Raw genomic sequence first — 25,005 nt, 5'->3', positions numbered from 1 at the left:
GCCCGCATGGCGAGTGAGCGCCGCGCCTGCTGGGTCCTGACGTTCGCCACGGTCGCGGCGGTCGCGGTCGTGCTCGACAACCTGCGGCGCGGCCGGGCGACCGTCGCCATGCAGGTCGCGCCGTTCGCCGCGCTCGGGCTGACGACGCGGGGCGCGGTCGCGCCGTTCGTCGACGCCTGAGGCTGGCGGCCAGCGGAATCTTACGACCTTCTCCTCACTCTCCCATCCCTGCCGACTCGACGCGCCGACCCCAGCCGAACCCCCCTTTCTTCGGATTCGGTCCCCCCGTGATTCCAGAAACCCCCCGAGATACGCGCATATAGTATAGAAGTAAGCTCACTCCCCGGCACCGGAATCGGAGAAAATCGCCCGCCGGCTCGCTGGTCAGTCGTCGGCAGATTCCGCCCGGTTTCCGGGCTTCTCGGTGTTGTCGTACACCCACGTCTTGCTCATACCGACGACCTCGGCGATGTCCGTACCACTCATGCCCTGGTCGCGGAGCCGCTGGGCCGTCCGTTCCTTCTCGCTCTTGCGGGCGTCCTCGGCGCTCTCGTCGTCGCCGTCGTCGAGCGCACCGCTCATGTCAAACACGGGCTCCTCGGTCGTGTCGAACGTCCACCGGGCTTTCGGGATGCCCTTCACGACCTTCGACGGTTGGGCGTTGGAAATCTCGGCTTCGATGAGTTCCTCGCCGTACACCTCCAGCCGCTTCTTCGAGGACTTGTGGAAGAACGCGCCTGTCTGTGCCACGAGTCTCCGGAGGTCTTTCGAGAGGTCGCGCACCGTCTGCCCGATGAACACGATACAGCGTTTCGTCCCCGCCGGGGCATCGCCCTTCCGCACGAGCTTGAGGAGCTTCGCCAGGGCGCGGGCCTGCTGGCCTTCCTTCCCGTAGCCGGTGAGGCCCTGCCCCGTCTCGTCGATGATGAGCATGAAGTCGTCGCGAGACTCCTTCATCAGCGCCTCCGCCTCCGTGTACGACGAGACGTACTCGGGCACCGGGTTCCGGTCGGATAGCGACTCGATATTGGTGGCGACGCGGCCGCGGACGGCCATGTGCCACTCGTCGCCGCAGTTCGCCGCCCAGTCCGACTTGCCCGCGCCCATGCCGCCCGTGACGAAGAACACCGACGCCTCCGACACGAGCGTCGACTGCAACCACGTCCGGAACGCCGAGTCGCTCGCGTCGGTGTCGTGACTCACCATGCCGACGTTGTACTGCATCTGCGAGATGTTGCCCTCCTCGACCGCCTCCGTGACGGCGTCGGTCGCCGTGTTCCGAAGTACGTCCTGGTAGAGCGCTGTCTCCTCGACGCGCGCCGGAAGTTCGGCGTGGTCGGGGTCGTAGGCCGTGGCGAGGAAGTTCAGCAACTCGCGCGGCTCCGCATCGGGCGCGAGGCCCGCGTGGGCGTGCAGGTCCTCGCCCTCGCCCTCGCGGACGTGCTCGCGGAGTTGCGCGGCCGAGTACGTGACCTGCTGGCTGTTCTTCTCGCTCATCGCTCCACCTCGTCGACGGTGCCGGCCCACGACCCGGTGTGATACCGGGCGAGCGCGCGGTCCCACGCGACGTACCCCACTCCCGCGAGCAGGCCATAGGCGACCGCCGTAGCTGGCGGGTTGCCCATGCCGACTGCGAGCACCGACCCGAGCGTGACGGCGGCGACGCCGTACAGCGCGTGACTCGTGGCGTCAGTCGGCATCCGGCGTCACCTCCGCCGTCTCGTGCCCGTTCGTTCGCGCCGACTCCTCGGCGGCCGCGGTCTCGCGGCGGGCCTCCTTGCGGACCTCCTCGACCTCCTCGTCGTCGGAGGTCTCCTCGTCGAGCAGGTCGTAGTCGTCGAGCGCGTCATTCACCGCGGTTTGGACCTTCTCGCCGCGGTAGATGGTGATGCCCTCGTACTGGGCGGTGAGTTCGTCCGTGATGTCGTGGACGGCGTCGCGGACGATGCTCCCGACCTTGATGCGGATACTGAGCCCCTTCTGTGCCTGCTGTTCGAGATGCGAGCGGAGTTCGTCGATACGCTCGCGGTCCGCGATGAGTTCCATGTCCGACGCGGAGCCGCGCCACGTTCCGATGGCCGTGTTCCGGTCGGGGATGTACGCCTGACACTCCCACAGCTCGTGTTTCGCCGAGAGGCGGTGGAGTTCGCCGTGGAGCACGTCGAGTTCGCTGAACTGCTGGGGCGAGAGCTTGTAGAGCGCCACGTCGTCCTCGCGGGCGTCGACTTCGAGGAGCCACACGGTCGGCGGGTCGTAGAGCCACTTCACGATACGGGAGGCGGGTGCCCACCCGAGCAGGAGGCCGCCGAGTGCCCCGAGGAGCATGATTTTGACCGGCCGGGAGACTTCGACGGTCGGGAGTGAGATGTAGCCGGTGGCGTCGGCGACGACGACGGCCGCGAGCCCGAGTGCAATCCACGTCTTGTAGGCCGTGAGCAGGTCGGTGGCTACGTCGCGCCACGACCGGCCGATTGGGGACTGCTCGCGGCTCATAGGACGCGCTCCACCTCCTTGCGGCCCTGGCGGACGCGCTGGCGGGCGATGAGCGCGACGACGCCGATGCCGCCGAGGAAGCCCGCGAAGCCCGACAGTTGCGCGTCACGCCACGTCGGGGACCCGCTGAAGATGCTCGACGACGACGAGATGGGGACGGCGTACAGCCCGGATTCGATGGCGACCGTGACGCCGACGCGGCCGTCGTCGGTCTCCGTGACGGCGATGCGGAGCGTGGATTTGCCCGAGGGCACGACCTTCCGGACCTGATTGATTTGGCCGGGCGACCACACGCCGCCCGCGTCCGTGAGCGTGACCGCTTGCGGGTCGTCGGATTCGATGACGAGGATGGCGACGCCTTTCTCCTCGTTGTAGCTCGCGCGGACGATTTCGGTGCGCGGGTCGAGCACCTGCGCGTTCTCGCCGCCGCCCGCGGGCGTCGACTGCCCGGCCTCGACGGTGACGTTCGTACTGTTCTCCTGTGCCGCGACTGGCGTGGCTCCCGCGACGACCGCGAGGAGCGCGAGGACGGCCAGCACGGCGTGCTTCTGTCGCTTGGTGGGTGCGTGCATGTGTCTGAAAGAAGGGGTGGCTGTGAGTCGTTACGAGCCTCCGAGCAGGAGGTAGCCGCCGCCGACCACGGCGGCACCGCCGCCGACGAGCGCGACCTCGCGGGAGACGCCGAGGAAGCCGGCGAGGCCAGCGACGAGCCCCGAGAGAAGGCCATCACCGCCGCCGATGCCGCCGCCTCCGTCGCGTGCTTCCTCTTGGAGTGCGTCTATCTCCGCCTGCTGTGTCTGAAGCGTCTCCATCAGGGCGGCGTACTCGGTGAGGTTCGCCGTCTCGTAGGTGATGTTCCGGTACGTCACCGACTGCTGTTCGGTGCCGTCCTTGGTGACGAACTCGGTCGGCGTGAACTCGCCCGTCAGTTCGACCGTGCCGTCCGCGGTGACGACGTACTGCCCGCCGCCGAGCGTCGAGGCGTTGTAGGTCTGACCGACTGCGAACGTGTCGTTGTTGGGCAGTTTGTCGGAGAGCAGGATGCCCTCAAGTGTCCGGTTCGCCGCGTGGTCCTCGACGACCATGCGGCCCGTGTTCTCCAGCGTCGACGGCGTCGAAACCCCGAGCCGGGAGAGCGACGACAGCGCCCACGTCTGGTAGTCAGACCCGTCCTCCGGCGCGTAGTGCTTCTGAGCGAGGTACGGGTCGATTAGGTCCGCCGTCGAGATTGTGCCGTTCTGGTAGGCTTCGTAGGTCTCGTTGGCGAACGTGTCCACATGGTCGACCGTGGACGTAGAGGCGTTCTCGATATCGTACCATCGGCTGTTCCACAGCGCCTTATCAAGTGCCACCTTCCCACTCTCATAGGGGGCTTCGCTCACGGACAGGTATCCGACTTCGAAGCCTCCGCCCTGCCTCGACCATTCGAAACCAGGATGCAGACTGTATGGGCTTCCCTCCTGCGTTCCGTCGGGGTACGGGGCCCATATGATGGTGGTATTTGCATCCGTGTTGTTCACGAGGCTCACCGAGTGACCTTCTCGGGCCTCCCACCACCTGACATCGGAGTTGTCGTCAGAATCTTTGCCGTTGATACCGAAGTGAATGAAGTCCTGATTCACTCCAGAGGAGGTATTAGCACTACTCCGAAGGTAGACAGCCTGCTCTGCCATAACACTCCATTCATTCAGGATTCCGACCTGCATCCTCGCCCAGTAATCCCGGACCGCTTCGCGGGCTCGGGAACGGGCGACTGGCTCGCTGGTGCCGTTCACGAGCGCCCTCACATAGGCGTTCTTTCCAGCGATTATCGCATCGTTCTTGTACCCCTCCAGATTGTTGTGGAAGGAGTTATTGTTCATTTGCGTCCTGACCTTCGAGGTCGCCATCTGCTGATAGATGGAGATTTTCGTCTCGTTCGCATCCAACTCGGTCGTGTTGACGCCCTGTGACGGGAGCCCTCGGCAGTCCACGATGTTCGTCGTGAACGAACCGATGGACTCCGCGAGGTCACAGTCGAGGTCAGCGTCACCACCGGAACTGGCGAATCGCTGGTAGGGCTCTACGAAGTCAGCGCCCGTTCCGAAGGTAGGCGACCCGCTCGAACCGGTCGGGACCGTGACCCGAACCTCGACCGTCTCGTAGGCCCCGGCGTTCACGAACGCGAACTCCTGTATCGCGTAGCCGTCGCCCACCGTCTTGCGAACGATGACTGTGTCCTGATTTTCGTCCGGTATCTCGTCGCCGGGGACGGTCATTTCTATGGTGAACTCGCCGCTGATGTCGCCGCCGTCCACGATGACGTACCGCGCACCGCTGGCGTCGACGGTCTTGGTGTGAACCGTCTCAGCGGCCGCGAGGCCGACGAGGTACGGCGAGACGAGTGCCGCCACGACGAGCACGGCTATCGAGCACCGTCCGAGTGTTTCGAGGGACCGCATGGGTCAGTCCCTCTTGTAGAGAATCGCCCCGACGGCGACCACCGCGAGGACGCCGACGGTCGTGATGGACTTGCCGGTGCCGCCGATGCCGCCAGCGCCGCCGGAGACCTTCTGGATGACGCCCACCTCGGTCCGTTCGACGGTCTCGTTCTCGGGGACGTGCGCGACGACTTTGACCTCCGAGTAGTTCTCGGCATCGAGGCCAGCCGCCTCGTCGAACTCGTAGAGGTCCGTCGCGTTGTCGCCCGACGCCGAGAGCGTGGCGTTCGTCACCAGCGTCTCGTTCGACCCGTTGACGTGGTAGAAGTGCGCCGTGACGTTCGCGCTGGTGTTCTCGACTTCGAGGTAGACCGACTGGGTCTCGTTGTCGACGGCGACGGTCTCGTTGACGACCTCCTCGGGGCCGGTGCCGTGGCCGGCGACGGGGACGGCCGCGACTGCCAGCACCGACAGCAGGAGCAGGAGCGCCGCGCCGACCGTGCGGACGGTGTCGGTCATGCGTCGACCACCTCCACGTCCGTGGCCGTTTCGACGAGGTTGACGACCCCGGCGGCGGCGATGACGACGACCACCAGCGAGCGGAACTCGCCGGGGACGTACGTCAGGAGGTTCACGTCGAGCAGTTCGGCGGTACCCCAGTTCACGGCCGCCAGCGACACCAGCATCCAGATGCCGACCTGGACGATGCCGTAGCGGCTGATTTTCTCGTCGAGACTCATGTTAGCGAATCCAGGCGGCGGTCGCGTACCCGACCGACATGACGCCGACTACAGCGGTACGGAGGAAGTCGGAACTCGTGACGAGGTCCTCGACGGCGGGGACCAGGGGGATGGCGAGCGTGAGCCCGACCGTTGCGACGAGGCTGACGCCGTACACGTCGTCGAACTCCCCGAGGTCGCCGACCGAGGTGTTGTCGTTGGTGATGAACATGAACGCGAGTGTTCCCAGCGAGAACAGCGTCGCTACGTCGAGGCTACTCCCGCCGAGGGAAACCACCGCGTCCGAAAACTGTACGTCGAATATCTGGACTGTGGCGATGCCGACCGTCACCGCGGTCGCCAGGGTGAACAGCCCGGCGAGCGCGAAGTCGAGCCAGTCGCCTTCCATTCGTGCCATGGGTTGAACCCGGGTGAGTAATCGCCCCTCACCGACTAGAGACGCCGGAATCCGCGGAGTCTCCGGATTCCGCGGCGTCCGAATAGTCCGGTGAACCGGAGGGTCCGAGGTTTCTAGTCGCCGAGTGCGTACTCGGAAGCATGGCCGTCACAGGCGACGACCCACTCCGGAAGTTGAGCGAGGACAAAGGCACCGTCACCGTGTCGATTCCGAAGGCCGACCTCCGGGCCGACGGCGTGCTCGACGAGGACGACGACCTCGACGGGGCGACCTACGCGAAGGTCGAACGGGAGGCCGAACGCGAGTACAGCGTCGAGGTGCTCGACCTGTGAGCGACGACCGCACCGTCCTCCAGCAGGTCGCCCACGAGGAGCGCGTCCGCGAACTTGAGGAACGGCTGACCGAGGTGTACCGCGAGAACCTCCAGTTGCGGCGGGCCGTCCATCGACTGAGCGAGAACCTCCGCGAGCAGGACGGTGGCGACCTGCCCGGAACGGCCGTCGACAGCGAGGGCCAGCGATGAGCACCGTCGACGACCGCCGCGAGGAGCGCGAGCACGAACCGGGTCCGGTCGGGCGCGTGGTCGGTCGGCTGACCGCCCGCGAGCAGGCGCTCGTGCTCGCGGCCGCGCCGCTGGCGTTCGCCGTGGGCGTGTGGCTCGGGACGTTCATGGTGCCGACCGAGGCGCTGGCCGTGCCCACGGAGTCGGTCGGCCGGCAGGGGCTCGCGCCCGCCTACTACCCCGTGACGCTGTCGCATCTGTTCGTGGGTGTGGGCGTCCCGCTGTTCGGGCTGTACGCCGCGAACAGCCGGCTCCGGGCCGCGTGGAACCAGCCCGACGGCAAGGAGTGACCCAGCGGGTTCTTCAGCGGTTCCGGTCGACCCACTCGCAGAACGCCTCGAAGTCCTTTGCTCCGGCGTCGTCGGCGATGTCGCGGAGCGTGCCCGTCGAGAGTTCATCGTGCAACGGCACGGTGACGCGCCGCCTGTCGTCGGGGTTCGTCGGGTGGTCGTACGCAAGTTGCGCGTGGTCGCCCGCCGCCCGCCGATATTCGAAGTCCCCAGCGTTCACGAGGACCTTCACGACATCGTACCCGGAAAACGTAGAGCGCCCCATCCAGGCTACTGCAACACGTCGGGGAGTTCGCCGCCGGACGTGTTGTCCGCGGGGTCGATGCCGAGGTCGCGGAGCTCCTCGTCGGTCGGCTCGTGGCCGATGTCGCCAGCCGCGAGTGCGACCGCTTCATCGAGGTTTGTAAGCGCCTCCTCGCGGGTTCGTCCCTGTGACGTGACCTCCGCGGCGATGTCGCGCGCCGTCCACCGCCCGTCGTCGTTCTCGGTGAGGCGGATTTCCCGGCCGGTGCTCATGCCTGCGAGTATGGGACCGGCCGCCAAAACACTTCGGTCGACCGGAGTGATGCGGCGACTCACCGGTTCCGGTCGGCCCACTCGCACCACTCGTCGAACTCGTTTGCGCCACACTGTTCTGCGATGTTGCGAAGCGTCCCTTCTGGTATCCGCTGTTTCATCGGAACCGTGACGTTCCGCACCTCGCCGTCGTCTGTCGTGTCCCGCATCTGAACGTGGCTCCCCGTTCGACTGACGAACTGGTAGCCGTGGCTACGGAGTACCTTCACGATGTCGCGGCCGGAGAAATCGGTCGTCCGCGACACGGCTACTGCAGGAACTCGGGGAGGTCCTTCGGGTCGTCCGCAATCTCGTCTGCGTCCACGCCGATTTCGTCGAGGAATGCCTCCTCGTCCTCGATGGGGTCGCCGCCGCCTTCGTGAAGCGTCAGCGCCTCGGCGAGCATCGACAGCGCCTCGGCCTTCGTCTCACCGAACGACGCGACGCCCGTCTCGATGTCGCGGGCCGTAATCGACCCATCGTCCTCGTGGATGAACTCGACGCCCTCGGTCGGACGGTCGTCGTCATCGGTGAGCGTGCTCATGCCCACGAATATGGGACCGCCCGGCAAAACACTTCGGTCGACCGGAGTGATTCGGGGGAGCGGCCGCTTCCGAGACCGGGCCAGTCTCCGAAACGGCGTGTCCGAGTTCATTCACAACTCGGACAATATTCTCCGATTCACCCCCGTCTGACCCGCCGTTGACCGCCCGACCACCCGAAGAACTATCCTAGTTGTCCACAAAATCCGGTTATGGTTCGGCTCGACGACTCCGGGGACGTGACGAAGTGCTGGCTCGCTCCCGACGAACTGGCCGCGGTCGAGCGCGCCGCCGGAGCGACCGACTGGGAACGCGAGATAGCCATGCAGTTGATGGGGCGGTGTGGCCTCCGCTCTGACGAAGTGCCCTACCCGTGCGACGATGGCCTCCGGTGGAGCGAGGACGGCGAGATATGGCTGTTCGAGGTCCGCGGGAAGAACACCGCGGGCGGTGCCCCGAAGGTCCGCGACGCCTGGATGCCCGAAGACGTAGAGGAGAACGTCCGCCGCTTCTCCCGCGAGCGCGGGCTCGACGCCACCGAGTCGTGGGTCTCGGTGTCGCCGCGGTCCGTCCGGCGGTGGGTCGAGGAGGCCGCCGAGCAGGTCGCCGACGACCGCGGCGACGACCGGTTCCGCGAGGTGTCGAGTCACGACCTCCGGCGGTCGTGGGCGAACCACCACCTCGTCGAGCGCGGCGTCGGTGTCCGCGAAATGATGAGCATCGGCGGGTGGAGTAGCTACTCCGCGATTGAGCCGTATCTGAACGAACCCACCGAGTCGAAGATTGGGGCGGCCGTTCGGTAGCTAATCGGTGCCGTCGCTCGTCGGTGTGAAATGGGGTCGGCGCCGGACACACAACCGGCGCGCGACCGTGGCGCGGGAGGAGGAGCGCGCAACTCTGGCCTCGACAACGCTCCTCAACGGGTGTGTGGTTGCCAGCCTGATAAATCCATTCGCCGACTCACCCCGCTCGCCTCATATAGTCGGCTTTCGGTCGTTTCGAGTTCTGATTTCGATACTGGGTTTTATAGTAAGGGCCTAAGTTGAGGAATTAACGCGCCCCTGTCACGACGCCCGGCGATGTTGGGGCGTCGACGCTGGCGCGGGAGACATACACGATGCAACTGAAAAACCTGATTGCAGACGAGGACGCCGTCAGTCCCGTCATAGGTGTGATACTGATGGTCGCCATCACCGTGATCCTGGCCGCCGTCATCGGGACGTTCGTGCTGGGGCTCGGCGACCAAGTCCAGAGTAGCGCACCGAACGCGAACTTCCAGTTCGAGTACGACAGTACGACCTGTGTTCAAATTACGCATACTGGTGGCCAAGATGTCGATGCCGACAACGTCAATGTCCAAGTGGGCGGGAGTGACGCGTCCGACTGTGGAAGTGGTGAGTACAGTTCTGGGTCGGCGTTCTCCGGAACGATAAACACCGGCACCAGCGGGGCGTATGCCACCGGTACTGCAGAGGAGACGGTGCGCGTAATCTGGAACTCCCCTGGTGGTGGCTCCTCTCAGACGATTGGCGAGAGTGAGGTTCCGTCATAATGCAACTGAAAAATCTACTCACTGATGAGGACGCCGTCAGTCCTGTCATAGGCGTGATACTGATGGTGGCAATCACGGTGATTCTTGCCGCCGTTATCGGGACGTTCGTCCTCGGCCTCGGTGACCAAGTGCAGACCAGCCCGCCAAGTGCGAACTTCCAGTTCGAGTACGGTGGAAGTTGGGTTAACTCGGGTACGCCATCCGACTCCGGCTACGTGAGAATAACCCATTCTGGCGGAGAAGATGTAGAAGCCAGTAACGTCAATTTACAGATTGGTCCGAATACCATTGACGATGTCGCTGGGAGCGGCGACCTAAAGTCGACCTGGGATAGTACCATCAGTACCGGATCGACGCTCAATGCATCCGAGAGTAATGCAGACTCTACTGGCTCCAATTATCTCCCAGATAATGACGCGGCCCCCGGCGACTCCGTTCGTATCGTCTGGCAAGCACCCGGTGGCGGCTCGTCGAACACCATCGGTGAAAGCACGATCCCGAGCTAATGAACATCAGTAATCTCGTTCAGGACGAAGACGCCGTCAGCCCTGTCATAGGGGTGATACTGATGGTCGCGATCACGGTGATACTTGCCGCTGTTATCGGGACGTTCGTCCTCGGGCTTGGCGACCAAGTGCAGACCAGTCCGCCGAGTGCAAACTTTGAATTCACGTATGAGTCCCAGGTATTCGAAGCGACCGGGACAACGGGGTCGTTCACCACCGCAGAAATCACCCACACCGGTGGTGAAGACGTAGATGTCAATAATGTTCAGGTCCAGGTCAACGGTAATACGGCCCTCGACCTGGAGAATGCGTCCGATGCAACCAATAACGACGCCGTACCACAACCAGTCTTCTCTGGCTCGACGCTATCGACTGGAAGTACAGGTACAGTAGCGTTCTACATAAGTAGTGGGTCTGTTAGTACTGGGACCAGCCAAATCGGAATCGGCACCAGCCCTACAGAATTCACACACGGTAGCGCTGATCCGACCCAGTTGAAGTCCGGCGACACTATCCGCATTGTCTGGGAAGCACCCGGCGGTGGCTCGTCGAACACCATCGGCCAGTCCGAAGTCCCGTCGTAACGACCGCGAACCACCTTCTTCGGTTATTTCAGCCCGACGAATAATGGCCCTTCCATCCCGAACGGAGCGAGCACAAGCCCTCGCTCGGACATACGGCGGCGACCGCGACGGATGGGAACGCGTCGAAGACTACCAGGACGCGATGGGCTGGCGGGGGAAGTACCCCGAGAAGGGCTCCAGTGCCGCCAGTAGCGCGCTCGATATGCCGCGGGGCCGACTGCGGGCCTGGTTCGACGGTGCGAAACCCGACCCGGCCCACGCCGTCGAGGCGGCTGACATGAACGGTTGGCTCGATGCCGCCCCCGGCGACCGCATCTTCGCGGCGCTGACCATCTGTCACGGGTGGGTGGTCGCCGGCGGCTCCATCGAGGCGACGCGGTGGATGCCGATGTTCGTCGTCGGCGACGGCGATCCCGTGGCAGGCCTCCGCGACTGCCTCGACGACCTTGGCGTCGGTGTGTCCATCTCCCGCGAGGGCTCCGAACGGAGGGCGCATGAACTGCGACCGTCCGTCAACGGCCCGGTCCTGGGGCGGTTTCTCCACGCCATTCTCGGAGCGCCACTTGGGCGCAAGACCGACGGCGACCTCTCACTCCCGCGCTGGCTCCGCGAGGCACCGTTCGACACCCGCCTCAGGTGGGCGCGAACGGTGGTGTCACTTCGTGGGACGCCCATCGACCCGGCGCGGGGCTATCGGCTCCAGATGCGCGAGGAGGACCGCCCCCGCGACTGGTACGACAGCCTCGGCGAACTGTTCCGCGAGCTCGTCGGTGAGGCTGACGAGATTGTCGTCGGCGAGCAGTCCGTTCGCTTCCGCGAGCGGGCCGCCGCGATGCTCGACGTGGTGCCGTCGCTTCCCGAGTGACCAGCGCCACGCTATCCCACCCCGACCCCGACGGGGCGACCGAGCGGGTGTCGACCTGGACGGGGCAGAGTGCCGACGGCCGGAACCGACTGCCGCCGGGTCAGAAGTCGTCGAGTCGCATCTGGTTCCGGTGGACGCCGTTGTCCGCGGCGTCGACACCCAGCAGTCGCGGCAACGCCGTATCCGCGAACGTGAGCGCCACGACCAGCAGGATGGGCGCGAAAAACAGGCCGTAGAAGCCCAGCACGACCGGTCCAAGGGTGTACGCGAGCATCAGCAGACCGACGTGGGTCGTCTCGCCGCTGAGGATGGGCCGGAGGATGAGGTCGGGAATGGTGTCGACGACGACGACGGCGACGACGAGGAAGCCGCCGACGTACGCGAGCCCCGACCCCTGGCCCAGAAGCACCGGGATGGCGGCGATGACCGCCAGCGGGAAGTAGACGATTTTCATCCCCACGACGGGAATCAGGCTTGCGATGCCGGTGAGCGCGCCGGCGAGCGTCGGGTACGGCACCTGGGCGGCGGCGGGGGCGACGACGTTGTAGCCGTGGTACGCGAGGATGGCGATGAGCGCGGTGGCGATGACGTTGAGCAGGTTGCCGAACAGCACCGCTTCCAGTTCCTCGTCGACCGCTTCGAGATAATCGCGGACGATGGCGTCGTCGTCGAACCGGAGGAGCCACGAGCGGATGCGCCCCCCGTCGACGAGCAGGTAGTAGGTGAGGATGAGGACGATGAACAGGTTGAGAAACAGCCCGGAGACGAGGCTGGTGAGGAACGTGGCGTTCTCGCGGGCGAACTCGAGGAACGGGTCGAGTTGGCCGGACTGGTAGGCCCGGTACAGCCCCTGGGCGGTGAACTCGGGGAGCGACTCGATGCCGCCGAACCAGCCGACGTTCTCGGCGGCGGTGTCGAGCACCTGGTACTGCTCGGCGAACTGGCGGGCCTCGACGACGAGCAGGACGACGGCGTAGCTGATGAGTAGCAACAGCGGAACGGCCAGCGACGCGAGGACGACGACGGCCCGGAGCCGTGCGGGCAGACGCAACCGACGGAGCGCCTTGTGGTAGCGGCGCGTCGAGTAGTAGATGAACACCGCGACCGTGATTGCGGCGATGAACCGGACCGCGAGAAAGCCGACGAGGAGGGCGACGAGCACGCCGAACGTCCCGACGGCGAGCCGTTTCTCATTCATACCCCGTTATATCCCAATGGGTACCTAAATCGTTCGACGGCTCGTCGCCTCCCGTCTCCCGGCGCGTGCGGCCGTGCGGGCGCTTCCGGCCGCCGCGCCGCGGCCGAACGCAGACGGCCCGGCTCGCAGGCGATAGGCCTCACTGTGCGACCGTCTCGCCCGACAGGTGGGCCGTCTCCTCTATCGGATGCGCTCGGGGGAGGCGGACGCGAACGGTCGTCCCGTCGTCGCCCGAGATGAACTCGACGCTCCCCCCGCTGTCGGTCACCAGCCAGTCGACCATCCAGAGTCCGAGTCCCGTCGGGTGGTCGAGTTGGGTGTGCTCGCGCTCCCCGGCGACGACCTCGTACTCGCGGCAAGGGATGCCGGAGCCGTCGTCGCTGACGACGACGGTGACGTAGTCCTCGGTGTCGGCGTGAGCGGTCACCTCGACGCGCTGGTCGTCGCCGTCGTTGTGGATGACGGCGTTCTCGACGAGTTCGCGGACCGCGCTGTGTACCTTCGGGTGCGCGTGGGCGAACAGCCCTCCGGGGACGGAGACGTCGACGTCGACACCCGACCGATCGACCGACGCGACCGCCTCCGCGATGATGTCGTCGACCGGCTGTGTCACCTGCTCGGTGTCGCCCCGGACCGCCTCCTCGATGTCGCGGGTCCGCTCCGCGAGGTCGGTGAGCCGCGCCGTCTTGTCGGTGATGCGCTCGACGTGGCTCCCCTCGTCGACCTGGTCACCGAGGAGGCGGGCGGTCCCCGAGACCACGTTCAGGTCGTTGCGGATGTCGTGACGGAGCGTCCGGGAGATGACCGACAGCCGCTCCGCGCGTTGCTCGCGGTCGGTGATGTCCAAGAAGACGACGTACCAGCCGCGGCCGTCGTCGGCCCCCTCGATGGGGGCAGTGACACAGAGGAATTCGCGTCGACCGTCGTCGGTCTCCAGCGTCAGGTTCCGCCGCTGTCTAGCTCCTCCCAGCAGTTCCCGCGCCGCCGACCAGTCCACGGTGGCCGGAACGAGCAGACTGTCGACGCGGGCCCCGACCGCCGTCGACTCCTCGTAGCCGAACACGTCGGTAAAGGCGGGGTTGACCGCCTCGATGACCGGTCCGTCGTCGCCGGGAACGACCCGGGCGACGCCGCCCGGTGCGTTGTCGAACAGCGCCGCGAACCGGTCGCGCTCGCGTTCGAGTTTCGCCCGCTCCTGCTCGGTCCGGGCGTGGTAGTAGCCGGTACCGAGCGCCAGTAGGCTCCCGAGGACGACGGCGTCCATGGCGATGACGTACGGGTCGTTCGCGGCCTGGAGGCGGGTCTGGACCGCGACCATCCACAGCATGCTCGCGGCCATCACCGTCGTACCGACGAACGTCCACACGGCGACGGTCCGCTGACGCTCCGGCGTGAGGTCGCTCCGCCAGAGCCACAGCCCCGCCGCGACCACCGCCAGCGACAGCAGGACCAGCGGCCCGTTCTCCGCGAGACTCGCAGACAGCGGCGTCCCGACCGTCCGTTCGTCTCCCCAGATGTCGAACAGGACGACGCCCAGCAAGGTCACGCCCACCCAGACGACGAGCACGGGCCAGGGCTCGACGCGTCGCTCGCCAGTTGTCACGGTTGGAATGCGAAGCTACGGTTACATAAGACCGGTGGCCAGTATGCTAGGGCGTCGGGTCGCGCGTCAGCGCTTCGCGCCGGGGTTCGTCACCGCGCCGTTCGCGGCCGACCCGAACGACTGACCGTACTTGGCGAGCACGCCCGACGTGTAGTTGGGCTCCGGCTCCTCGCGGTCGTCGAGGCGGGCCGCCAGCTCGTCGTCCGTGAGGTCCACCTCGATGGACCGGGCCTCGATGTCGATGGTGACGGTGTCGCCGTCCTCCAGCGCGCCGATGGGGCCGCCGACGTAGGCCTCGGGCGCGGCGTGGCCGATCATCGGCCCCCGCGTGGCCCCCGAGAAGCGGCCGTCCGTGAGCATCGCCACGTCGTCCTCGTGGCCCGCGCCGACGACCGCCGCGGTCACGCCGAGCATCTCGCGCATCCCCGGGCCGCCCTGGGGCCCCTCGTTGCGGATGATGATGACGTCGCCCGACTCGATGTGGCCCTCCTGGACGTACTCCATCGCGGTCTCCTCGTCCTCGAACACGCGGGCCGGTCCCTCGTGGAACCACTTGTCCTCCCCCGTGACCTTCAGCACCGCGCCGTCGGGCGCGAGGTTCCCCGTCAGAATCTTGATGGCGCCCTCCTCGTGGAACGGGTCGCCGACCGGTGCGAGGAACTCGGCGTCGATGTCGTCGTCCGCGGGGAGGTGGCCGGTCGATTCCAGATGCTCGATTTCCTCGGCCAGCGTCCGGCCGGTGACGGTGAGCGCGTCGCCGTGCATGTAGCCGCCCTCGAGGAGCCGGCGAATCACGACCGGGACGCCGCCGACCTCGTGGAGGTCGTTCATCACGCGGGTGCCACCGGGCTGGAGTTGGGCGATTTTGGGCGTCCGCTTCGAGATGCGGTCGAACTCCTCGATGGATAGGTCGATGCCGGCCTCGGCGGCCAGCGCCAGCAGGTGGAGGACGGCGTTCGTCGACCCGCCCAGCGCCACCTGCACCGCGATGGCGTTCTCGAAGCTCTCCTTCGAGAGGATGTCCGACGGCGTGCGGTCCTCGCGGACGCACTCGAGGACGAGTTGGCCCGCGCGCTCGGCCTCGTCGTACCGCGACGGGTCCTCCGCGGGAGGGCTCGCGGAGCCGAGCGGCGCCATCCCGAGCGCCTCCGAGATAGACGCCATCGTGTTCGCGGTGAACATCCCGCCACAGGAGCCCGCGCCGGGGCACGCGTCGTGTTCGAGTTCGACCAGTTCCTCCTCGCTCATGTCGCCGGACGCGACCGCCCCGACCCCCTCGAACACGTTCTGGACGGTCACCTCGCGGCCCTCGTGTTCGCCGGGCATGATGGACCCCCCGTAGAGGAACACCGAGGGGAGGTCCGTCCGGATAGAGGCCATCATCATCCCGGGGAGGTTCTTGTCACAGCCCGCGACGGTGACCAGCGCGTCCATCCGCTCGCCGAACGCGACCAACTCGACCGAGTCGGCGATGACCTCCCGCGAGATGAGCGAGGCCTTCATCCCCTCGGTGCCCATCGAGATGGCGTCCGAGATGGTGACGGTGCCGAACTCTATCGGCATGCCGCCGCTGTCGTCGATGCCGTCGATGGCGGCGTCGGCCACGTCGTCGAGGTGGACGTTACACGGCGTGATGTCGGCGGCGGGGTTGGCGACCCCGACCATCGGGGACGCGAGGTCGTCGTCGTCGAACCCCATCGCGCGGAACATCGCGCGGTGGGGCGCCTTCTCGGGCCCCTCGGTCACTTCTCGCGACCGGAGACCTTCGGGCTTCTCGGGAATCTCCGGCTCCTCGCGCTCGGGCGGCTCCTGTTGGCTCATGGTGGCCCGTGGTGGCCCGGCGGCTTAAGCGGTGGCGACCGGACAGATGTTGCTGTCGTTCCCCGCGGGGGCGAACGTGTTCGCCCGGGCGCGACCGATGCCGTTTTGCGCCGCCGGGTCGAGCGTCCGGTCCCATGTCGCCCGGCGACCCCGCCGACCGCTTCGCGGACACCGAAGCGTTCTACGCCGAGTTCCGTCCGGAGTACGGCGACGCCGTCGTCGAGCACCTCGTCGACCGGTTCGACCTCGACGCCGACGCCCGGGTCCTCGATCTGGGCTGTGGGGCGGGCCAGTTGACCGTCCCGCTCGCCGCCCGCGCGGGCGAGGTGGTCGGGATGGACCCCAACGAGGCGATGCTGGACCACGCCCGCGAGCGGGCCGACGCCGCGGGCGTCGACGTCGAGTGGGTCGTCGGCTCGGACGCCGACCTCGGCGACCTGACGGGCTCGTTCCGGCTGACCACCATCGGCCGGGCGTTCCACTGGATGGACCGGGAGCGGACGCTCGACCGCCTGCAGGCGATGACGGAACCCGGCGGCGGGGTCGCGCTCGTCGGCGACGAGGAGTGGCTCACACACGGCCGCGACGACTGGAGCGGTGACGTGTACGACGTCGTGACCGACTACGTCGACGACATCCCTGCACGCGAACACCCCGACGACGTGGAGTACGACCGGCCGTACGACGAACTGCTCGCCGAGGAGGGGTTCGTGGACGTGGAGCGGTTCACCACCCGAACCGAGCGCGAGTGGACCGTCGAGGAGATGGTCGGGTACGTGCTGTCGCTGTCGTTCTGTGCGCCCGACCTCCGCGACGAGCGGGCGGCGTTCGCGGCCGACCTGCACGCACGGCTCGACGGCCCCTGCGTCCAGCACGTCGAAGAGGGCGTCGTCTCGGGGAGGGTGCCGTAGCGCGACGCCCGTAGCGGGGCCGGCCGCTCAGGTCGCGTCGCGTTCGGCCTCGATGCGCTCGACGTACGCCTCGGTCACGCGCTCGACGATGGCCTCGCCGGCCTCGGCCGTCGCCGCCCGCGGGTCGCCGAGCACGCCGTTCTCCGTGATGGCGCGGAACCCCTCGCCGAGCAGTCGCGCCGCGGAGACGTCGCCCTCGTGGCCCACCTCGAGTTCGTCCTCGCGGACCAGTCCCTCCGCTATCGCCAGCACGACCGACGTTTCGGCGGCGCCCGCGTGAATCACGTCCTGTTCGTAGTCGACGCCCGCCTCGCGCAAGCCCTCGTTCAGGAGTCGCATGTGCTCGTCGAGGTCCGCGAGCGCGACGACGGTGGCGTCGAGTTCGCGGCCGACATCCGGTGCGACGGTGTTCACCGGCGCGAAGTTGCCGCCGTGGGTAGGCACGAGGACGACGTACTCGAAGCCGTGGTCGTCGAGCGAGCGGCAGTACGCGCGAACCGTGTCCATCAGCGTCTCGGGTGGGACGGTGATGGTGCCCGGGAACTCCATGTGGTGGCCCGAACAGCCGGGGCGTATCGTGGGCGCGGCGACGGCGTCGCCGAGGCGGTCGGCGATGCGCGCGGCGAGTGCGTCGCCGTCGAGCGTGTCCATGTTCAGGGGGAGATGCGGCCCGTGCTGTTCGATGGAGCCGACGGCCGCTATCGCCGTCCGGGTGCCGTCGTCGAGTGCCGCCTCGACCTCCGGCCACGTCATCCGCTCCAGACGTATCGGTCCGCGAGAAGACATACCGGTCCTCGGCCGGTCGGAACGGAAAGCGTTGGGGTGGCGTGGGAAACTGTCACGTCATCGAGGGGGCGTGGCAAGTATTGACGCGAGCGGCGGCGAGTAACAAGGCGTATATAACGCGGATGCGGAGCGCGGGTATGTCCGACGACGCGCTGGGCAACATGCTCGCGCAGATGGAGAACGCCGAACCGTACGCCGACGTCGACGCCGGCGTGTTCGAGCGCCTCAAACACCCCGAGCGGACGCTGAAGGTGTCGCTACCCGTCGAGCGCGACGACGGGACGGTCGAGATATTCGAGGGGTTCCGCTGTCAGTTCGACTCCGCGCGCGGCCCGTTCAAGGGGGGTATCCGCTACCACCCGACGGTGTCGATGGACGAGGTGACCGCACTCGCGGGCTGGATGACCTGGAAGACGGCGCTGGTCGACCTGCCGTACGGCGGCGCGAAGGGCGGGGTCGCCTGCAACCCGAAGGAGTTGAGCGACTGCGAGACGGAGAAGCTCACCCGCCGCTACACGGAGGGCGTCCGCCGGATGATCGGCCCGGATATGGACGTGCCCGCGCCGGACATGAACACTGGCGCCCGCGAGATGGCGTGGATGATGGACACCTACTCGATGTACGGCGGCCGCGTCATCCCGGACGTAGTGACGGGCAAACCCATCGAGGTCGGCGGCACCGCCGGCCGCGTCGAGGCGACGGGCCGGGGCGTCACCATCACCACCCGCCGGATGTTCGAGTATCTCGGCGAGGACCTCGACGGCGCCACCGTCGCCGTCCAGGGGTTCGGCAACGTCGGCTCCGTCACCGCGCGCCTGCTCTCCTCGATGGGCGCAAACGTCGTCGCCGTCTCCGACGTGTCGGGCGGCGTCCACGACGCCGACGGGCTGGACGTGATGGCCATCGAGCGGCACGTCTCCGAGACGGGCTCTATCGCCGGCTACACCGACGCGGACGGCTACGACGACGCCGACGCCATCACGAACGGCGACCTCCTCCGGTTGGACGTGGACGCGCTGATTCCCGCGGCCATCGAGAACGTCATCACCGAGGACGTCGCGGAGGACCTGCGCGCGAGCGTCGTCGTCGAGGCCGCCAACGGCCCGACGACGTTCGCGGCCGACGGGATTCTTCGGGAGCGCGACATCCCGGTCGTCCCCGACATCCTCGCCAACGCCGGCGGCGTCATCGTCTCGTATCTGGAGTGGGTCCAGAACTCCCAGCAGTACTCCTGGGACCTCGAACAGGTGAACGACGACCTCGAAACCAAACTGGCGCGTGCCTTCGACGAGATGCTCGACGCCTACACCGCCCGCGACACGCCCGACCTCCGGACGGCGGCGTACGTGGTCGCACTCGAACGGGTCGGTAAGGCCCACGAGATGCGCGGGCTGTTCCCCTGAACCTTTTTGCACGGCGGCCTCCGGCCGGCGACAAAAACGTTCACGAAAAAGACACGGCGGCGCTCCCTACGGTCGCGCCTTGGTCCCGGGCCCCACTGCGTTCGGCGCGGTGAACCGCCCCGCTCGCTTCGCTCACTCGGCGGATGCTGTGGTCGATACAGAGCGGGTAGTGTTCGATACAGAGGCCCGAACTATCACGTCGAGACGTATTCTACCGAATATCTGTCAGAGCCGGCGTGCTGAATATTGAGGCTGTAGTCAGCAGGTGTTTGGGCCCTGTAGGTGCGACCACAGACCAGCGATGCCGACCGGCCAGTAGGGGAGGGGGTTGTCCGAGGTCATGATTGCGTCAAAACGTTCCGGTCAGGTAGGTAAGTCCGGTGGCTACTCGTCGGCGACGTTCTTGTAGATCGTGCCGTCCTTCATGACCATCGTGAGGTTCTCGTCGGGATTGGCGAGGACAGAGACATCCTCGAGGGGGTCGCCGTCGACGAGTAGCAGATCCGCATAGGCATCCTCGGCAAGGACACCAATTTTCCCCTTGTCGTATGGGTCGCGTGGTCCGGACATCTTCAACAGTTCGGCGTTGTCCGAGGTGGCCATCTTCAGGACCTCGAACGGCGTGTACCACTGCTCCAGTTTCGCCAGTTGCTTGCCGGTCTTCTGTGCGAGTTCCGGGCTGAACAGCGTATCCGTGCCGAACGCGGTCTTGATGTCGTACTCCCTGGCGTAGGAGTACGCTTGTTCGGTTCCTTCCACCATCCTGAGCTGTTTTTGCCGAGAGTCCGAGCCTTCTGGGAAGGGGATGGCGTCCTCGTCGTCCAAGAAAGGCTGCGTGGAGAGCCAGACATCCTCTTCAGACAGAAGCGCTGCCGTCTCCTCGTCCATCATCTGGCCGTGTTCGATACACCGAACCCCTGCCCGAATCGCCGTCTGGATAGCGTCCGGAGTATACGCGTGGACGGTGACGTACGTGTTCCACGTCTCCGCCACGTCCACCGCGGCCTCGAGTTCCTCTAGGGTGTACTGGGATACGTCAAGCGGGTCGTAGTCCGACGCGACGCCGCCGCCGGCCGCCAACTTGATCTGCGAGGCGCCCATCCGAAGCACCTCTCGGACCCGTTTCGTCACCTCAGGGACGCCGTCAGCGACGATAGCATGAGCGTTCCGCTCGAGGTACGTCAGCGGCTGACTGGGGTCAACCGGAACAGCCGTCTTTGGCCTGAAGTCTGCGTGTCCAGACGTCTGGCTGATAATCGGGCCGGAGGGGTAGATCCTGGGACCAGCAAAATGACCGTTATCGATAGCGCGTTTCAGGCTGAAGGCGTTTCCCCCTGGGTCCCGAACAGTCGTGAAACCCTGCAACAGGAGCGACTCGGCGTTCTTCGCCGCCATCAGGTTGATGTACCCCTCCCAGGAGGACAGTAGATCCGAGAGCGGCAGGGACGCGAGCATCGTATGATAGTGCGCATCGATGAGTCCCGGCATCAGGGTCTGCCCGTCGGCGTCGAGTATCGTCGTCCCGTCGGGCGAATCGATATCAGAGCCAATCCGTGAAATCGTGTTGTCTTCGACGAAGACACTTGTCCCCTCGATCAGGTGTTCGGACGCTCCATCGAAGATGCGGGCGTTTTCGATGAGCGTGGGGCCGTTTAGTTTCCGATTTGACATACGTGGCCTCTTTCTCGGCACCCCGCCGAAGAAGGCCGCGCGACTTCGTTATATACTGCCAAGGCAATGTAAATCCAATCCTTACCGGAGTTCGGTCCACCTCTCGATAAGAGGGTCGTAGCCACGTTGAAACCCTTGTTGAGGAACATCGACACCGGTTCTCCCTCTTTGGTAGAACCCGTCACGGTAACTACGCCACGCGTACTCACCAAAATCTGAATCGCTCACACGCTCGGTAACACGAGCACCGTAGGCTAGCATCCGCCGAGCGCCGGTGCCGTGAGGCGGTTCACGGCTCGAACGAAGTGAGAGCCGTAGCGCGCGGGGGCCGACGCGCCGCGAAGCGGCGCGGAGGAAGCACGCGCGCGTATTTTCCTCACCACCGTGAGACTCGCTTCGCTCGCGGGTCGCGTCCGCTCCCCGCTCGCCTCGCGGTTCTCCCGTCGGTCGAACCGCGCACCGCTCGTCTCACGAGCAATCGGGCGCTTCGCGCCCGATGACAGTTTTTGCCGGGCGTCGAGCGCCGCAGGCGCGAGACCCCCGAGCAAAAAGTGGGTTAGTTGTACTCCCGCCAGCGGTGGCCGCACTCCTGGCATTTGAAGAACCGCGTCGGCGGTTCGTCGGCAGAACCGGTCTGCTTGATGGTGTACCACGCTTTCGTGTGGCCACACTCGTCGCATTTCACGTCGTCGGCGGTCGGCTTCCCCTCGAAGTTGGCGTCCTCGCTCGTCTCGATGACGTCGCTGTCGTCCTGCGCCTGCGTCGAGGTGTACTGGTCGCTCAACTCCTCGTCCTTCGGGACGCTGTAGCCACACGACGAACAGACCATCTCGCCGTCGTCGGCGTGCATCATCGACCCGCACTCGTCGCAGAACTGCATACAGGCCGTGGGGGCCGGAGCGTGAAAAGTCTCAGTTCTCGTCGTAGCCGAGGCTCCGGCGGCGCTCGACGACCGGGCAGTTCGCCACCCGGAAGTGGTCGACGTCGACGAGTTCGCGTATCTCCGTTCCCGGGTTCGAGCAGGCGGTCTCCGGCGGCGCGGAGAAGTGCTCGCATTTCTCGCAGTAGCTCGCCTTCGGGACGACGGTCTCCTCGGCGGCCGTCTCCACGTCGCGAGGCCCCCCGTCGTCCAGGTCCGCCGTCGCCGACTCCTCGTCGCCGAGCGAGTCCCAGACGCTCTCCTCGTCGATATCCTCCACCTCGACGGACTCGAACTGGTCGCCGCCGCTGGCCTCCCGGTCGAACGGCTCGGCTTCTATCTCCACGTCGGGCGAGCCGTCGGCGCCGGGAGCGGTCTCGGCCCCGTCGTCGAGCTCCCCGAACGGGTTGCCGCCGTCCGACGCGTCCGCGTCGATGTCATCGAACGCGCTCTCCGGGTCGTCCTCGGCGTCGCCGGCCGCTCCGTCGGGGTCGTCCTCGCTCATTCCTCGCTCGCCTCCACAGTGAGCGTCGCCGTCCGGAGCAGGCCGCCGCCCTCGATGTGGTGGAGCGACGCGTTGCAGGCCGGACACGACGCCTCCGGGAGCAGTCCGACGTGGACCGTCTCGCCGCAGGCGGCGCAGTCGGCCCGCTCGTGTCCCTCGCGGGCCGCGGTGCGCTGGAGCTCTCGGAGGCGGTCGGTATCGTCGCCGCCGGACCCGCTCTCCTCCGCGTTTCGCATCTCGACCACCGCACGAGCCAGCCGGTCGAGTTTCGACGCCACCACGGCGAGTTCCTCGTCGATGGCCGATTCGCTGTCGCGTAGTCGGTCGGCGTCCGCCGCGAGGGAGTCCACCTCATCCTCGAGCGCCGACAGCCGTTTCTCGAGGCCGTCGAGTTCGTCGAACTCCTCGTGACGGTGGTCGACGGGCGCCTTCTCCTCGGTCGTCCCCTTCAGCTGAAGAACCCGCTTGCGAACGTCCTCGAGGTTCGCCTCGTGTTCACGCTCGATGCGGTCCAGCCGTCCGCCAAGCGGCGCGTCGTCGGCCGCCACGTCGTCGGAGCCGGTGACGGCGGCTCGGTAGGCCGCGAGCAGGCGCTCGACGAACTGTTCGCGGTCGAGGCCGAGCGCTCCAGCGCGCTCGTCGAGCCAGCCGTCCAGGTCGTCTCCCCGTGATACCCGCTCCCCGTCCGTCGGCTCGCTGGCCATCACGGGCGGGTTACCGGTGGTGGAAAGTTAAGGGTTCGCCCGCCGGCTGGTCAGCGTATCTTCCGGACGTCGCTGATGTCGAACCCGGCCTCGCCGATTTCGGTCTCGAACCGGACGATGTTCTCGTCTTCGATGCGCGAGAGGACGCCCCGGAACTGCCGGACGATGAGCGTCCGGGCGCGCGCGGACCCGCCCGATTCCCACTCGAACATCAGCGTCCCGTCGCAGGCGTCGATGAGCTGACCGTGCTCCTCGGGCGTCAGCGTCTCGTGGTTGAGGTGGACGAGGATGAGCCCGCCCCAGTCGTGGGCCGCCCGGGAGATACCCTTCAGCAGTTGCGGCACGTCCGACCACGAGAGGTCGTCGTCGGCCGCGCTCAGCAGGTCGGTCAGCGAGTCGATGACGACGACGCTGTCGGCCGCGTGTTCGGAGAGCACTCCCCCGAGCGCCTCCGGGACGCTCGACCGCTCCTCGGTACGGTGGCCGAGGTCCGCGATGGAGTCGGTCCGCTCGGAGTACCAGTCTCGGGGGACCGGCGACAGCCGGAAATACTCCGGTGAGAGGTCGTGGTACTCGATGCCCGGCGACGACTCCTCGACTATCTCGGCGTCGAGCGCCAGCGACATCTCCCGTTCGAGCTGGTCCGCCTCCGCGGTGAACGAGACGTAGTGGACCGAGTCCGGGACGGCGGCACCGGGCGACACCGACCCGTAGTAGAGGTCGAACAGGTCGGGCGACGTCTCCGCGAGCGCGTTCATCGTCGTGGCGGTGTACATGAACTCCCGGGCGCCCGCCCCCGCCTCGCCGGAGAGGAGCACGAGACTGCCGGGTGGCGCGCCGCCGTCGATGGTGGTGTCGAGCTGGCGGATGCCGAACGGAATCCGGTCCATGCAGGCCCCGTTGAGCGCCAGCGTCTTTAAATCTCCACCACGGCGGCGCCTGCGTCGCCGGACGCGCCGGTCACGAACTCACTCGACGCGTGCGCCCCGGTCGTCGGCCCGCGCCACGAACACGTCGCCGTCGACGCCGGCCCCGTCGAGCGCCGTCCGCGCGGCCGTCCGTGCCTCGTCGGCGCGGCCGGCGTCGGTCACGCCGTACACCGCCGGCCCCCACGACGACTGCCCGACGCCGTGGACCGCCCGAGCATCGCCCAGTTGCTCGACGATGTCGCCCGCCGGCGGCCGGTAGACGCCGCCCTGTTCGTCGGCGTACCACGCGCCGTTGAGCCGTCCGAACTCCCCGAGCGCCGTGCCGAACGCCTCCAGCCGGCCCGCGGCGACGGCGGGCAGGAGCCGCCGGACCAGAAGCGTCGCCACCTCGTCGGCGATGGCGGGGTCCGCACGCTCAACGACCGACCGCATCGACGCGTCCTCGTCGTCGCCCGAGCGGCCCGCCGCCGTGTCCGGAAGCGCGACGACGAACCGCCAGTCGTCGGGCACGGCGTGGCGCGCCAGCACCGGCGGGACCGTCCACTCGCCGTCGGCGGGGCGGTCGGTCGTGAACCGCTCGGTCGGGTGGCCGGCGTCGACGACGAACCCGCCGGCCTCGAACCCCGCGACGCCGACGCCCGAACGCCCGCCCCGGCCGAGCGCGGGGGCGTGCTCGCGAACCTGCGGGTCGCGGTCGTGAGCGCGGGCGACCGCGGCGAGGACCGCCAGCGCGAGCTGGGTGCCTGAGCCGAGGCCGACGTGACGCGGTAGGGACTCCTCGACGGTCACGGCCACCCCTGGGACGTCGAGGACGTCACACGAGCGGCGGGCGTACTCGGCCGCGAGAGGGTCGGCGCAGTCCACCTCGTCGGCGGGGGCGGCCCGAACCGTCACGCGCGGCTCCGCGAGCGTCACGCCCACGCCGCCGTACAGACGCTCGTGGGCCAGCGAGAGGTTCTGGAAGCCGACGTGGAGCCGGGCCCCCGCGGAGACGCGCGCCATCCGGTCGCAGGTGTGGTCGCCGGGGGTATTCGGGTTTCGACGCCGGT

General features: G+C 67.1%; 33 protein-coding genes. 11 read left to right on the top strand and 22 right to left on the bottom strand.

The genetic code is table 11. The annotated features are described in order from the left end of the window. Positions 1–6: 6 nt before the first annotated feature. Positions 7–180 carry a hypothetical protein gene (locus tag NL112_RS11595; protein WP_255149000.1) on the top strand — a complete coding sequence of 58 codons (174 nt, stop codon included), beginning with the start codon at positions 7–9 and terminating at the stop codon, positions 178–180. Positions 181–384: 204 nt separating this feature from the next. On the opposite strand, the gene NL112_RS11590 is transcribed toward NL112_RS11595, so the two are convergent. Genes NL112_RS11590 through NL112_RS11555 form a run of 8 tightly spaced genes read right to left on the bottom strand, consistent with a single transcriptional unit; the run spans position 385 to position 6,050 of the window. After that, positions 385–1,497 (bottom strand): hypothetical protein, encoded by a 1,113-nt coding sequence (locus tag NL112_RS11590; protein ID WP_255148999.1) that lies wholly within the window; start codon positions 1,495–1,497, stop codon positions 385–387. Further along, positions 1,494–1,700, bottom strand: coding sequence for a DUF677 domain-containing protein (locus NL112_RS11585; protein ID WP_255148998.1), 207 nt, complete (start codon positions 1,698–1,700; stop codon positions 1,494–1,496). The genes NL112_RS11590 and NL112_RS11585 overlap by 4 nt, the downstream gene beginning before the upstream one ends. Next, positions 1,690–2,493 carry a DUF8125 domain-containing protein gene (locus NL112_RS11580; protein ID WP_255148997.1) on the bottom strand — a complete coding sequence of 268 codons (804 nt, stop codon included), beginning with the start codon at positions 2,491–2,493 and terminating at the stop codon, positions 1,690–1,692. Before NL112_RS11580 ends, NL112_RS11585 begins: the two co-directional genes overlap by 11 nt. Then, positions 2,490–3,065, bottom strand: a complete 576-nt coding sequence (locus NL112_RS11575; RefSeq protein ID WP_255148996.1) for a DUF8063 family protein — start codon at positions 3,063–3,065, stop codon at positions 2,490–2,492. Before NL112_RS11575 ends, NL112_RS11580 begins: the two co-directional genes overlap by 4 nt. A 30-nt stretch (positions 3,066–3,095) precedes the next feature. After that, a complete protein-coding gene (locus NL112_RS11570; protein ID WP_255148995.1) occupies positions 3,096–4,895 on the bottom strand; it encodes an Env/VP5 family phage fusion protein in 1,800 nt (599 codons plus the stop codon). Between the two features lie 42 nt (positions 4,896–4,937). Further along, positions 4,938–5,432, bottom strand: coding sequence for a hypothetical protein (locus NL112_RS11565; protein WP_255148994.1), 495 nt, complete (start codon positions 5,430–5,432; stop codon positions 4,938–4,940). Further along, positions 5,429–5,653 (bottom strand): hypothetical protein, encoded by a 225-nt coding sequence (locus tag NL112_RS11560; RefSeq protein WP_255148993.1) that lies wholly within the window; start codon positions 5,651–5,653, stop codon positions 5,429–5,431. Before NL112_RS11560 ends, NL112_RS11565 begins: the two co-directional genes overlap by 4 nt. A gap of 1 nt (position 5,654) precedes the next feature. Further along, entirely contained in the window at positions 5,655–6,050 is a 396-nt protein-coding gene (locus NL112_RS11555) for a DUF8023 family protein (protein WP_255148992.1), read from the bottom strand. A gap of 140 nt (positions 6,051–6,190) precedes the next feature. Between NL112_RS11555 and NL112_RS11550 the strand changes: the two genes are divergently transcribed. The 3 genes from NL112_RS11550 to NL112_RS11540 are packed head-to-tail and all read left to right on the top strand — an operon-like array spanning position 6,191 to position 6,902. Next, positions 6,191–6,382: a DUF8053 family protein gene (locus NL112_RS11550; protein ID WP_255148991.1), complete on the top strand. Its 192-nt coding sequence runs from the start codon at positions 6,191–6,193 to the stop codon at positions 6,380–6,382. Beyond that, the gene (locus NL112_RS11545; protein WP_255148990.1) at positions 6,379–6,573 is read left to right on the top strand and encodes a hypothetical protein; all 195 of its coding nucleotides are present in this window, start codon (positions 6,379–6,381) and stop codon (positions 6,571–6,573) included. Before NL112_RS11550 ends, NL112_RS11545 begins: the two co-directional genes overlap by 4 nt. Then, on the top strand, positions 6,570–6,902 hold the full coding sequence (locus tag NL112_RS11540) for a hypothetical protein (protein ID WP_255148989.1): 333 nt from the start codon (positions 6,570–6,572) through the stop codon (positions 6,900–6,902). Before NL112_RS11545 ends, NL112_RS11540 begins: the two co-directional genes overlap by 4 nt. 13 nt (positions 6,903–6,915) lie before the next feature. Here the strand turns inward: NL112_RS11540 and NL112_RS11535 are convergent, their stop codons facing one another. Genes NL112_RS11535 through NL112_RS11520 form a run of 4 tightly spaced genes read right to left on the bottom strand, consistent with a single transcriptional unit; the run spans position 6,916 to position 8,001 of the window. Continuing rightward, complete coding sequence (locus tag NL112_RS11535; RefSeq protein ID WP_255148988.1) at positions 6,916–7,167, bottom strand: type II toxin-antitoxin system HicA family toxin; 252 nt, start codon at positions 7,165–7,167, stop codon at positions 6,916–6,918. A 5-nt stretch (positions 7,168–7,172) separates the two neighbouring features. Further along, complete coding sequence (locus NL112_RS11530) at positions 7,173–7,418, bottom strand: type II toxin-antitoxin system HicB family antitoxin (RefSeq protein ID WP_255148987.1); 246 nt, start codon at positions 7,416–7,418, stop codon at positions 7,173–7,175. A 59-nt stretch (positions 7,419–7,477) separates the two neighbouring features. After that, positions 7,478–7,723: a type II toxin-antitoxin system HicA family toxin gene (locus tag NL112_RS11525; protein WP_255148986.1), complete on the bottom strand. Its 246-nt coding sequence runs from the start codon at positions 7,721–7,723 to the stop codon at positions 7,478–7,480. 2 nt (positions 7,724–7,725) lie between these two features. Beyond that, positions 7,726–8,001 carry a type II toxin-antitoxin system HicB family antitoxin gene (locus NL112_RS11520; protein WP_255148985.1) on the bottom strand — a complete coding sequence of 92 codons (276 nt, stop codon included), beginning with the start codon at positions 7,999–8,001 and terminating at the stop codon, positions 7,726–7,728. A 210-nt stretch (positions 8,002–8,211) separates the two neighbouring features. On the opposite strand from NL112_RS11520, the gene NL112_RS11515 reads away from it, so the two are divergent. The 5 genes from NL112_RS11515 to NL112_RS11495 all read left to right on the top strand — a co-directional run bounded on the left by NL112_RS11515 (position 8,212) and on the right by NL112_RS11495 (position 11,506). Continuing rightward, a complete protein-coding gene (locus NL112_RS11515) occupies positions 8,212–8,802 on the top strand; it encodes a site-specific integrase (protein WP_255148984.1) in 591 nt (196 codons plus the stop codon). Positions 8,803–9,116: 314 nt separating this feature from the next. Continuing rightward, complete coding sequence (locus tag NL112_RS11510; RefSeq protein ID WP_255148983.1) at positions 9,117–9,551, top strand: type IV pilin domain-containing protein; 435 nt, start codon at positions 9,117–9,119, stop codon at positions 9,549–9,551. Beyond that, the gene (locus NL112_RS11505; protein WP_255148982.1) at positions 9,551–10,057 is read left to right on the top strand and encodes a type IV pilin domain-containing protein; all 507 of its coding nucleotides are present in this window, start codon (positions 9,551–9,553) and stop codon (positions 10,055–10,057) included. The genes NL112_RS11510 and NL112_RS11505 overlap by 1 nt, the downstream gene beginning before the upstream one ends. Further along, on the top strand, positions 10,057–10,641 hold the full coding sequence (locus NL112_RS11500; RefSeq protein WP_255148981.1) for a type IV pilin domain-containing protein: 585 nt from the start codon (positions 10,057–10,059) through the stop codon (positions 10,639–10,641). The genes NL112_RS11505 and NL112_RS11500 overlap by 1 nt, the downstream gene beginning before the upstream one ends. Before the next feature lie 43 nt (positions 10,642–10,684). Continuing rightward, entirely contained in the window at positions 10,685–11,506 is an 822-nt protein-coding gene (locus tag NL112_RS11495) for a hypothetical protein (protein ID WP_255148980.1), read from the top strand. A 100-nt stretch (positions 11,507–11,606) separates the two neighbouring features. Here the strand turns inward: NL112_RS11495 and NL112_RS11490 are convergent, their stop codons facing one another. From NL112_RS11490 to ilvD, 3 genes are all read right to left on the bottom strand, one after another. Further along, on the bottom strand, positions 11,607–12,704 hold the full coding sequence (locus tag NL112_RS11490; protein WP_255148979.1) for an AI-2E family transporter: 1,098 nt from the start codon (positions 12,702–12,704) through the stop codon (positions 11,607–11,609). Positions 12,705–12,843: 139 nt separating this feature from the next. Next, a complete protein-coding gene (locus NL112_RS11485) occupies positions 12,844–14,307 on the bottom strand; it encodes a PAS domain-containing sensor histidine kinase (RefSeq protein WP_255148978.1) in 1,464 nt (487 codons plus the stop codon). A gap of 66 nt (positions 14,308–14,373) precedes the next feature. Next, positions 14,374–16,128, bottom strand: a complete 1,755-nt coding sequence (gene ilvD / locus NL112_RS11480; RefSeq protein ID WP_255148977.1) for a dihydroxy-acid dehydratase — start codon at positions 16,126–16,128, stop codon at positions 14,374–14,376. Between the two features lie 134 nt (positions 16,129–16,262). Here ilvD and NL112_RS11475 point away from each other — a divergent pair, with 134 nt between their 5' ends. After that, the gene (locus NL112_RS11475) at positions 16,263–17,039 is read left to right on the top strand and encodes a class I SAM-dependent methyltransferase (RefSeq protein WP_255148976.1); all 777 of its coding nucleotides are present in this window, start codon (positions 16,263–16,265) and stop codon (positions 17,037–17,039) included. Positions 17,040–17,066: 27 nt separating this feature from the next. Here NL112_RS11475 and NL112_RS11470 read toward each other — a convergent pair whose 3' ends face one another. After that, on the bottom strand, positions 17,067–17,825 hold the full coding sequence (locus NL112_RS11470; protein WP_255148975.1) for a creatininase family protein: 759 nt from the start codon (positions 17,823–17,825) through the stop codon (positions 17,067–17,069). A gap of 137 nt (positions 17,826–17,962) precedes the next feature. Here NL112_RS11470 and NL112_RS11465 point away from each other — a divergent pair, with 137 nt between their 5' ends. After that, positions 17,963–19,228 (top strand): Glu/Leu/Phe/Val family dehydrogenase, encoded by a 1,266-nt coding sequence (locus NL112_RS11465; RefSeq protein ID WP_255148974.1) that lies wholly within the window; start codon positions 17,963–17,965, stop codon positions 19,226–19,228. A 384-nt stretch (positions 19,229–19,612) separates the two neighbouring features. Here NL112_RS11465 and NL112_RS11460 read toward each other — a convergent pair whose 3' ends face one another. The 6 genes from NL112_RS11460 to NL112_RS11435 all read right to left on the bottom strand — a co-directional run bounded on the left by NL112_RS11460 (position 19,613) and on the right by NL112_RS11435 (position 24,958). Further along, entirely contained in the window at positions 19,613–20,899 is a 1,287-nt protein-coding gene (locus NL112_RS11460) for a metal-dependent hydrolase family protein (protein ID WP_255148973.1), read from the bottom strand. Positions 20,900–21,455: 556 nt separating this feature from the next. Next, a complete protein-coding gene (locus NL112_RS11455; RefSeq protein ID WP_255148972.1) occupies positions 21,456–21,779 on the bottom strand; it encodes a transcription factor S in 324 nt (107 codons plus the stop codon). A gap of 31 nt (positions 21,780–21,810) precedes the next feature. Further along, the gene (locus NL112_RS11450) at positions 21,811–22,323 is read right to left on the bottom strand and encodes a DUF8135 domain-containing protein (protein ID WP_255148971.1); all 513 of its coding nucleotides are present in this window, start codon (positions 22,321–22,323) and stop codon (positions 21,811–21,813) included. After that, positions 22,320–23,027: a hypothetical protein gene (locus tag NL112_RS11445; protein ID WP_255148970.1), complete on the bottom strand. Its 708-nt coding sequence runs from the start codon at positions 23,025–23,027 to the stop codon at positions 22,320–22,322. The genes NL112_RS11450 and NL112_RS11445 overlap by 4 nt, the downstream gene beginning before the upstream one ends. Before the next feature lie 50 nt (positions 23,028–23,077). Then, complete coding sequence (locus NL112_RS11440; RefSeq protein ID WP_255148969.1) at positions 23,078–23,917, bottom strand: RAD55 family ATPase; 840 nt, start codon at positions 23,915–23,917, stop codon at positions 23,078–23,080. Positions 23,918–23,995: 78 nt separating this feature from the next. Continuing rightward, on the bottom strand, positions 23,996–24,958 hold the full coding sequence (locus tag NL112_RS11435) for a beta-ribofuranosylaminobenzene 5'-phosphate synthase family protein (protein ID WP_255148968.1): 963 nt from the start codon (positions 24,956–24,958) through the stop codon (positions 23,996–23,998). Positions 24,959–25,005: the final 47 nt, after the last annotated feature.

Origin of the sequence: Halorarius halobius (assembly GCF_024298865.1) — an archaeon.
Taxonomy (GTDB): Archaea; Halobacteriota; Halobacteria; order Halobacteriales; family Haloarculaceae; genus Halorarius; species Halorarius halobius.
This window is presented reverse-complemented; position numbering and strand designations above follow the sequence as displayed.

Coding starts and splice junctions, on each gene's coding strand:
- NL112_RS11595 (WP_255149000.1), top strand. CDS start 7: ATGGCGAGTGAGCGCCGCGCCTGCTGGGTCCTGACGTTCGCCACGGTC.
- NL112_RS11495 (WP_255148980.1), top strand. CDS start 10,685: ATGGCCCTTCCATCCCGAACGGAGCGAGCACAAGCCCTCGCTCGGACA.
- ilvD (WP_255148977.1), bottom strand. CDS start 16,128: ATGAGCCAACAGGAGCCGCCCGAGCGCGAGGAGCCGGAGATTCCCGAG.
- NL112_RS11490 (WP_255148979.1), bottom strand. CDS start 12,704: ATGAATGAGAAACGGCTCGCCGTCGGGACGTTCGGCGTGCTCGTCGCC.
- NL112_RS11515 (WP_255148984.1), top strand. CDS start 8,212: ATGGTTCGGCTCGACGACTCCGGGGACGTGACGAAGTGCTGGCTCGCT.
- NL112_RS11560 (WP_255148993.1), bottom strand. CDS start 5,653: ATGAGTCTCGACGAGAAAATCAGCCGCTACGGCATCGTCCAGGTCGGC.
- NL112_RS11450 (WP_255148971.1), bottom strand. CDS start 22,323: ATGAGCGAGGACGACCCCGACGGAGCGGCCGGCGACGCCGAGGACGAC.
- NL112_RS11535 (WP_255148988.1), bottom strand. CDS start 7,167: ATGGGGCGCTCTACGTTTTCCGGGTACGATGTCGTGAAGGTCCTCGTG.
- NL112_RS11455 (WP_255148972.1), bottom strand. CDS start 21,779: ATGCAGTTCTGCGACGAGTGCGGGTCGATGATGCACGCCGACGACGGC.
- NL112_RS11475 (WP_255148976.1), top strand. CDS start 16,263: ATGTCGCCCGGCGACCCCGCCGACCGCTTCGCGGACACCGAAGCGTTC.
- NL112_RS11580 (WP_255148997.1), bottom strand. CDS start 2,493: ATGAGCCGCGAGCAGTCCCCAATCGGCCGGTCGTGGCGCGACGTAGCC.
- NL112_RS11440 (WP_255148969.1), bottom strand. CDS start 23,917: ATGGACCGGATTCCGTTCGGCATCCGCCAGCTCGACACCACCATCGAC.
- NL112_RS11590 (WP_255148999.1), bottom strand. CDS start 1,497: ATGAGCGAGAAGAACAGCCAGCAGGTCACGTACTCGGCCGCGCAACTC.
- NL112_RS11510 (WP_255148983.1), top strand. CDS start 9,117: ATGCAACTGAAAAACCTGATTGCAGACGAGGACGCCGTCAGTCCCGTC.
- NL112_RS11575 (WP_255148996.1), bottom strand. CDS start 3,065: ATGCACGCACCCACCAAGCGACAGAAGCACGCCGTGCTGGCCGTCCTC.
- NL112_RS11555 (WP_255148992.1), bottom strand. CDS start 6,050: ATGGCACGAATGGAAGGCGACTGGCTCGACTTCGCGCTCGCCGGGCTG.
- NL112_RS11505 (WP_255148982.1), top strand. CDS start 9,551: ATGCAACTGAAAAATCTACTCACTGATGAGGACGCCGTCAGTCCTGTC.
- NL112_RS11470 (WP_255148975.1), bottom strand. CDS start 17,825: ATGTCTTCTCGCGGACCGATACGTCTGGAGCGGATGACGTGGCCGGAG.
- NL112_RS11500 (WP_255148981.1), top strand. CDS start 10,057: ATGAACATCAGTAATCTCGTTCAGGACGAAGACGCCGTCAGCCCTGTC.
- NL112_RS11520 (WP_255148985.1), bottom strand. CDS start 8,001: ATGAGCACGCTCACCGATGACGACGACCGTCCGACCGAGGGCGTCGAG.
- NL112_RS11540 (WP_255148989.1), top strand. CDS start 6,570: ATGAGCACCGTCGACGACCGCCGCGAGGAGCGCGAGCACGAACCGGGT.
- NL112_RS11565 (WP_255148994.1), bottom strand. CDS start 5,432: ATGACCGACACCGTCCGCACGGTCGGCGCGGCGCTCCTGCTCCTGCTG.
- NL112_RS11435 (WP_255148968.1), bottom strand. CDS start 24,958: ATGGCGCGCGTCTCCGCGGGGGCCCGGCTCCACGTCGGCTTCCAGAAC.
- NL112_RS11530 (WP_255148987.1), bottom strand. CDS start 7,418: ATGAGCACCGGCCGGGAAATCCGCCTCACCGAGAACGACGACGGGCGG.
- NL112_RS11585 (WP_255148998.1), bottom strand. CDS start 1,700: ATGCCGACTGACGCCACGAGTCACGCGCTGTACGGCGTCGCCGCCGTC.
- NL112_RS11550 (WP_255148991.1), top strand. CDS start 6,191: ATGGCCGTCACAGGCGACGACCCACTCCGGAAGTTGAGCGAGGACAAA.
- NL112_RS11460 (WP_255148973.1), bottom strand. CDS start 20,899: ATGTCAAATCGGAAACTAAACGGCCCCACGCTCATCGAAAACGCCCGC.
- NL112_RS11445 (WP_255148970.1), bottom strand. CDS start 23,027: ATGGCCAGCGAGCCGACGGACGGGGAGCGGGTATCACGGGGAGACGAC.
- NL112_RS11465 (WP_255148974.1), top strand. CDS start 17,963: ATGTCCGACGACGCGCTGGGCAACATGCTCGCGCAGATGGAGAACGCC.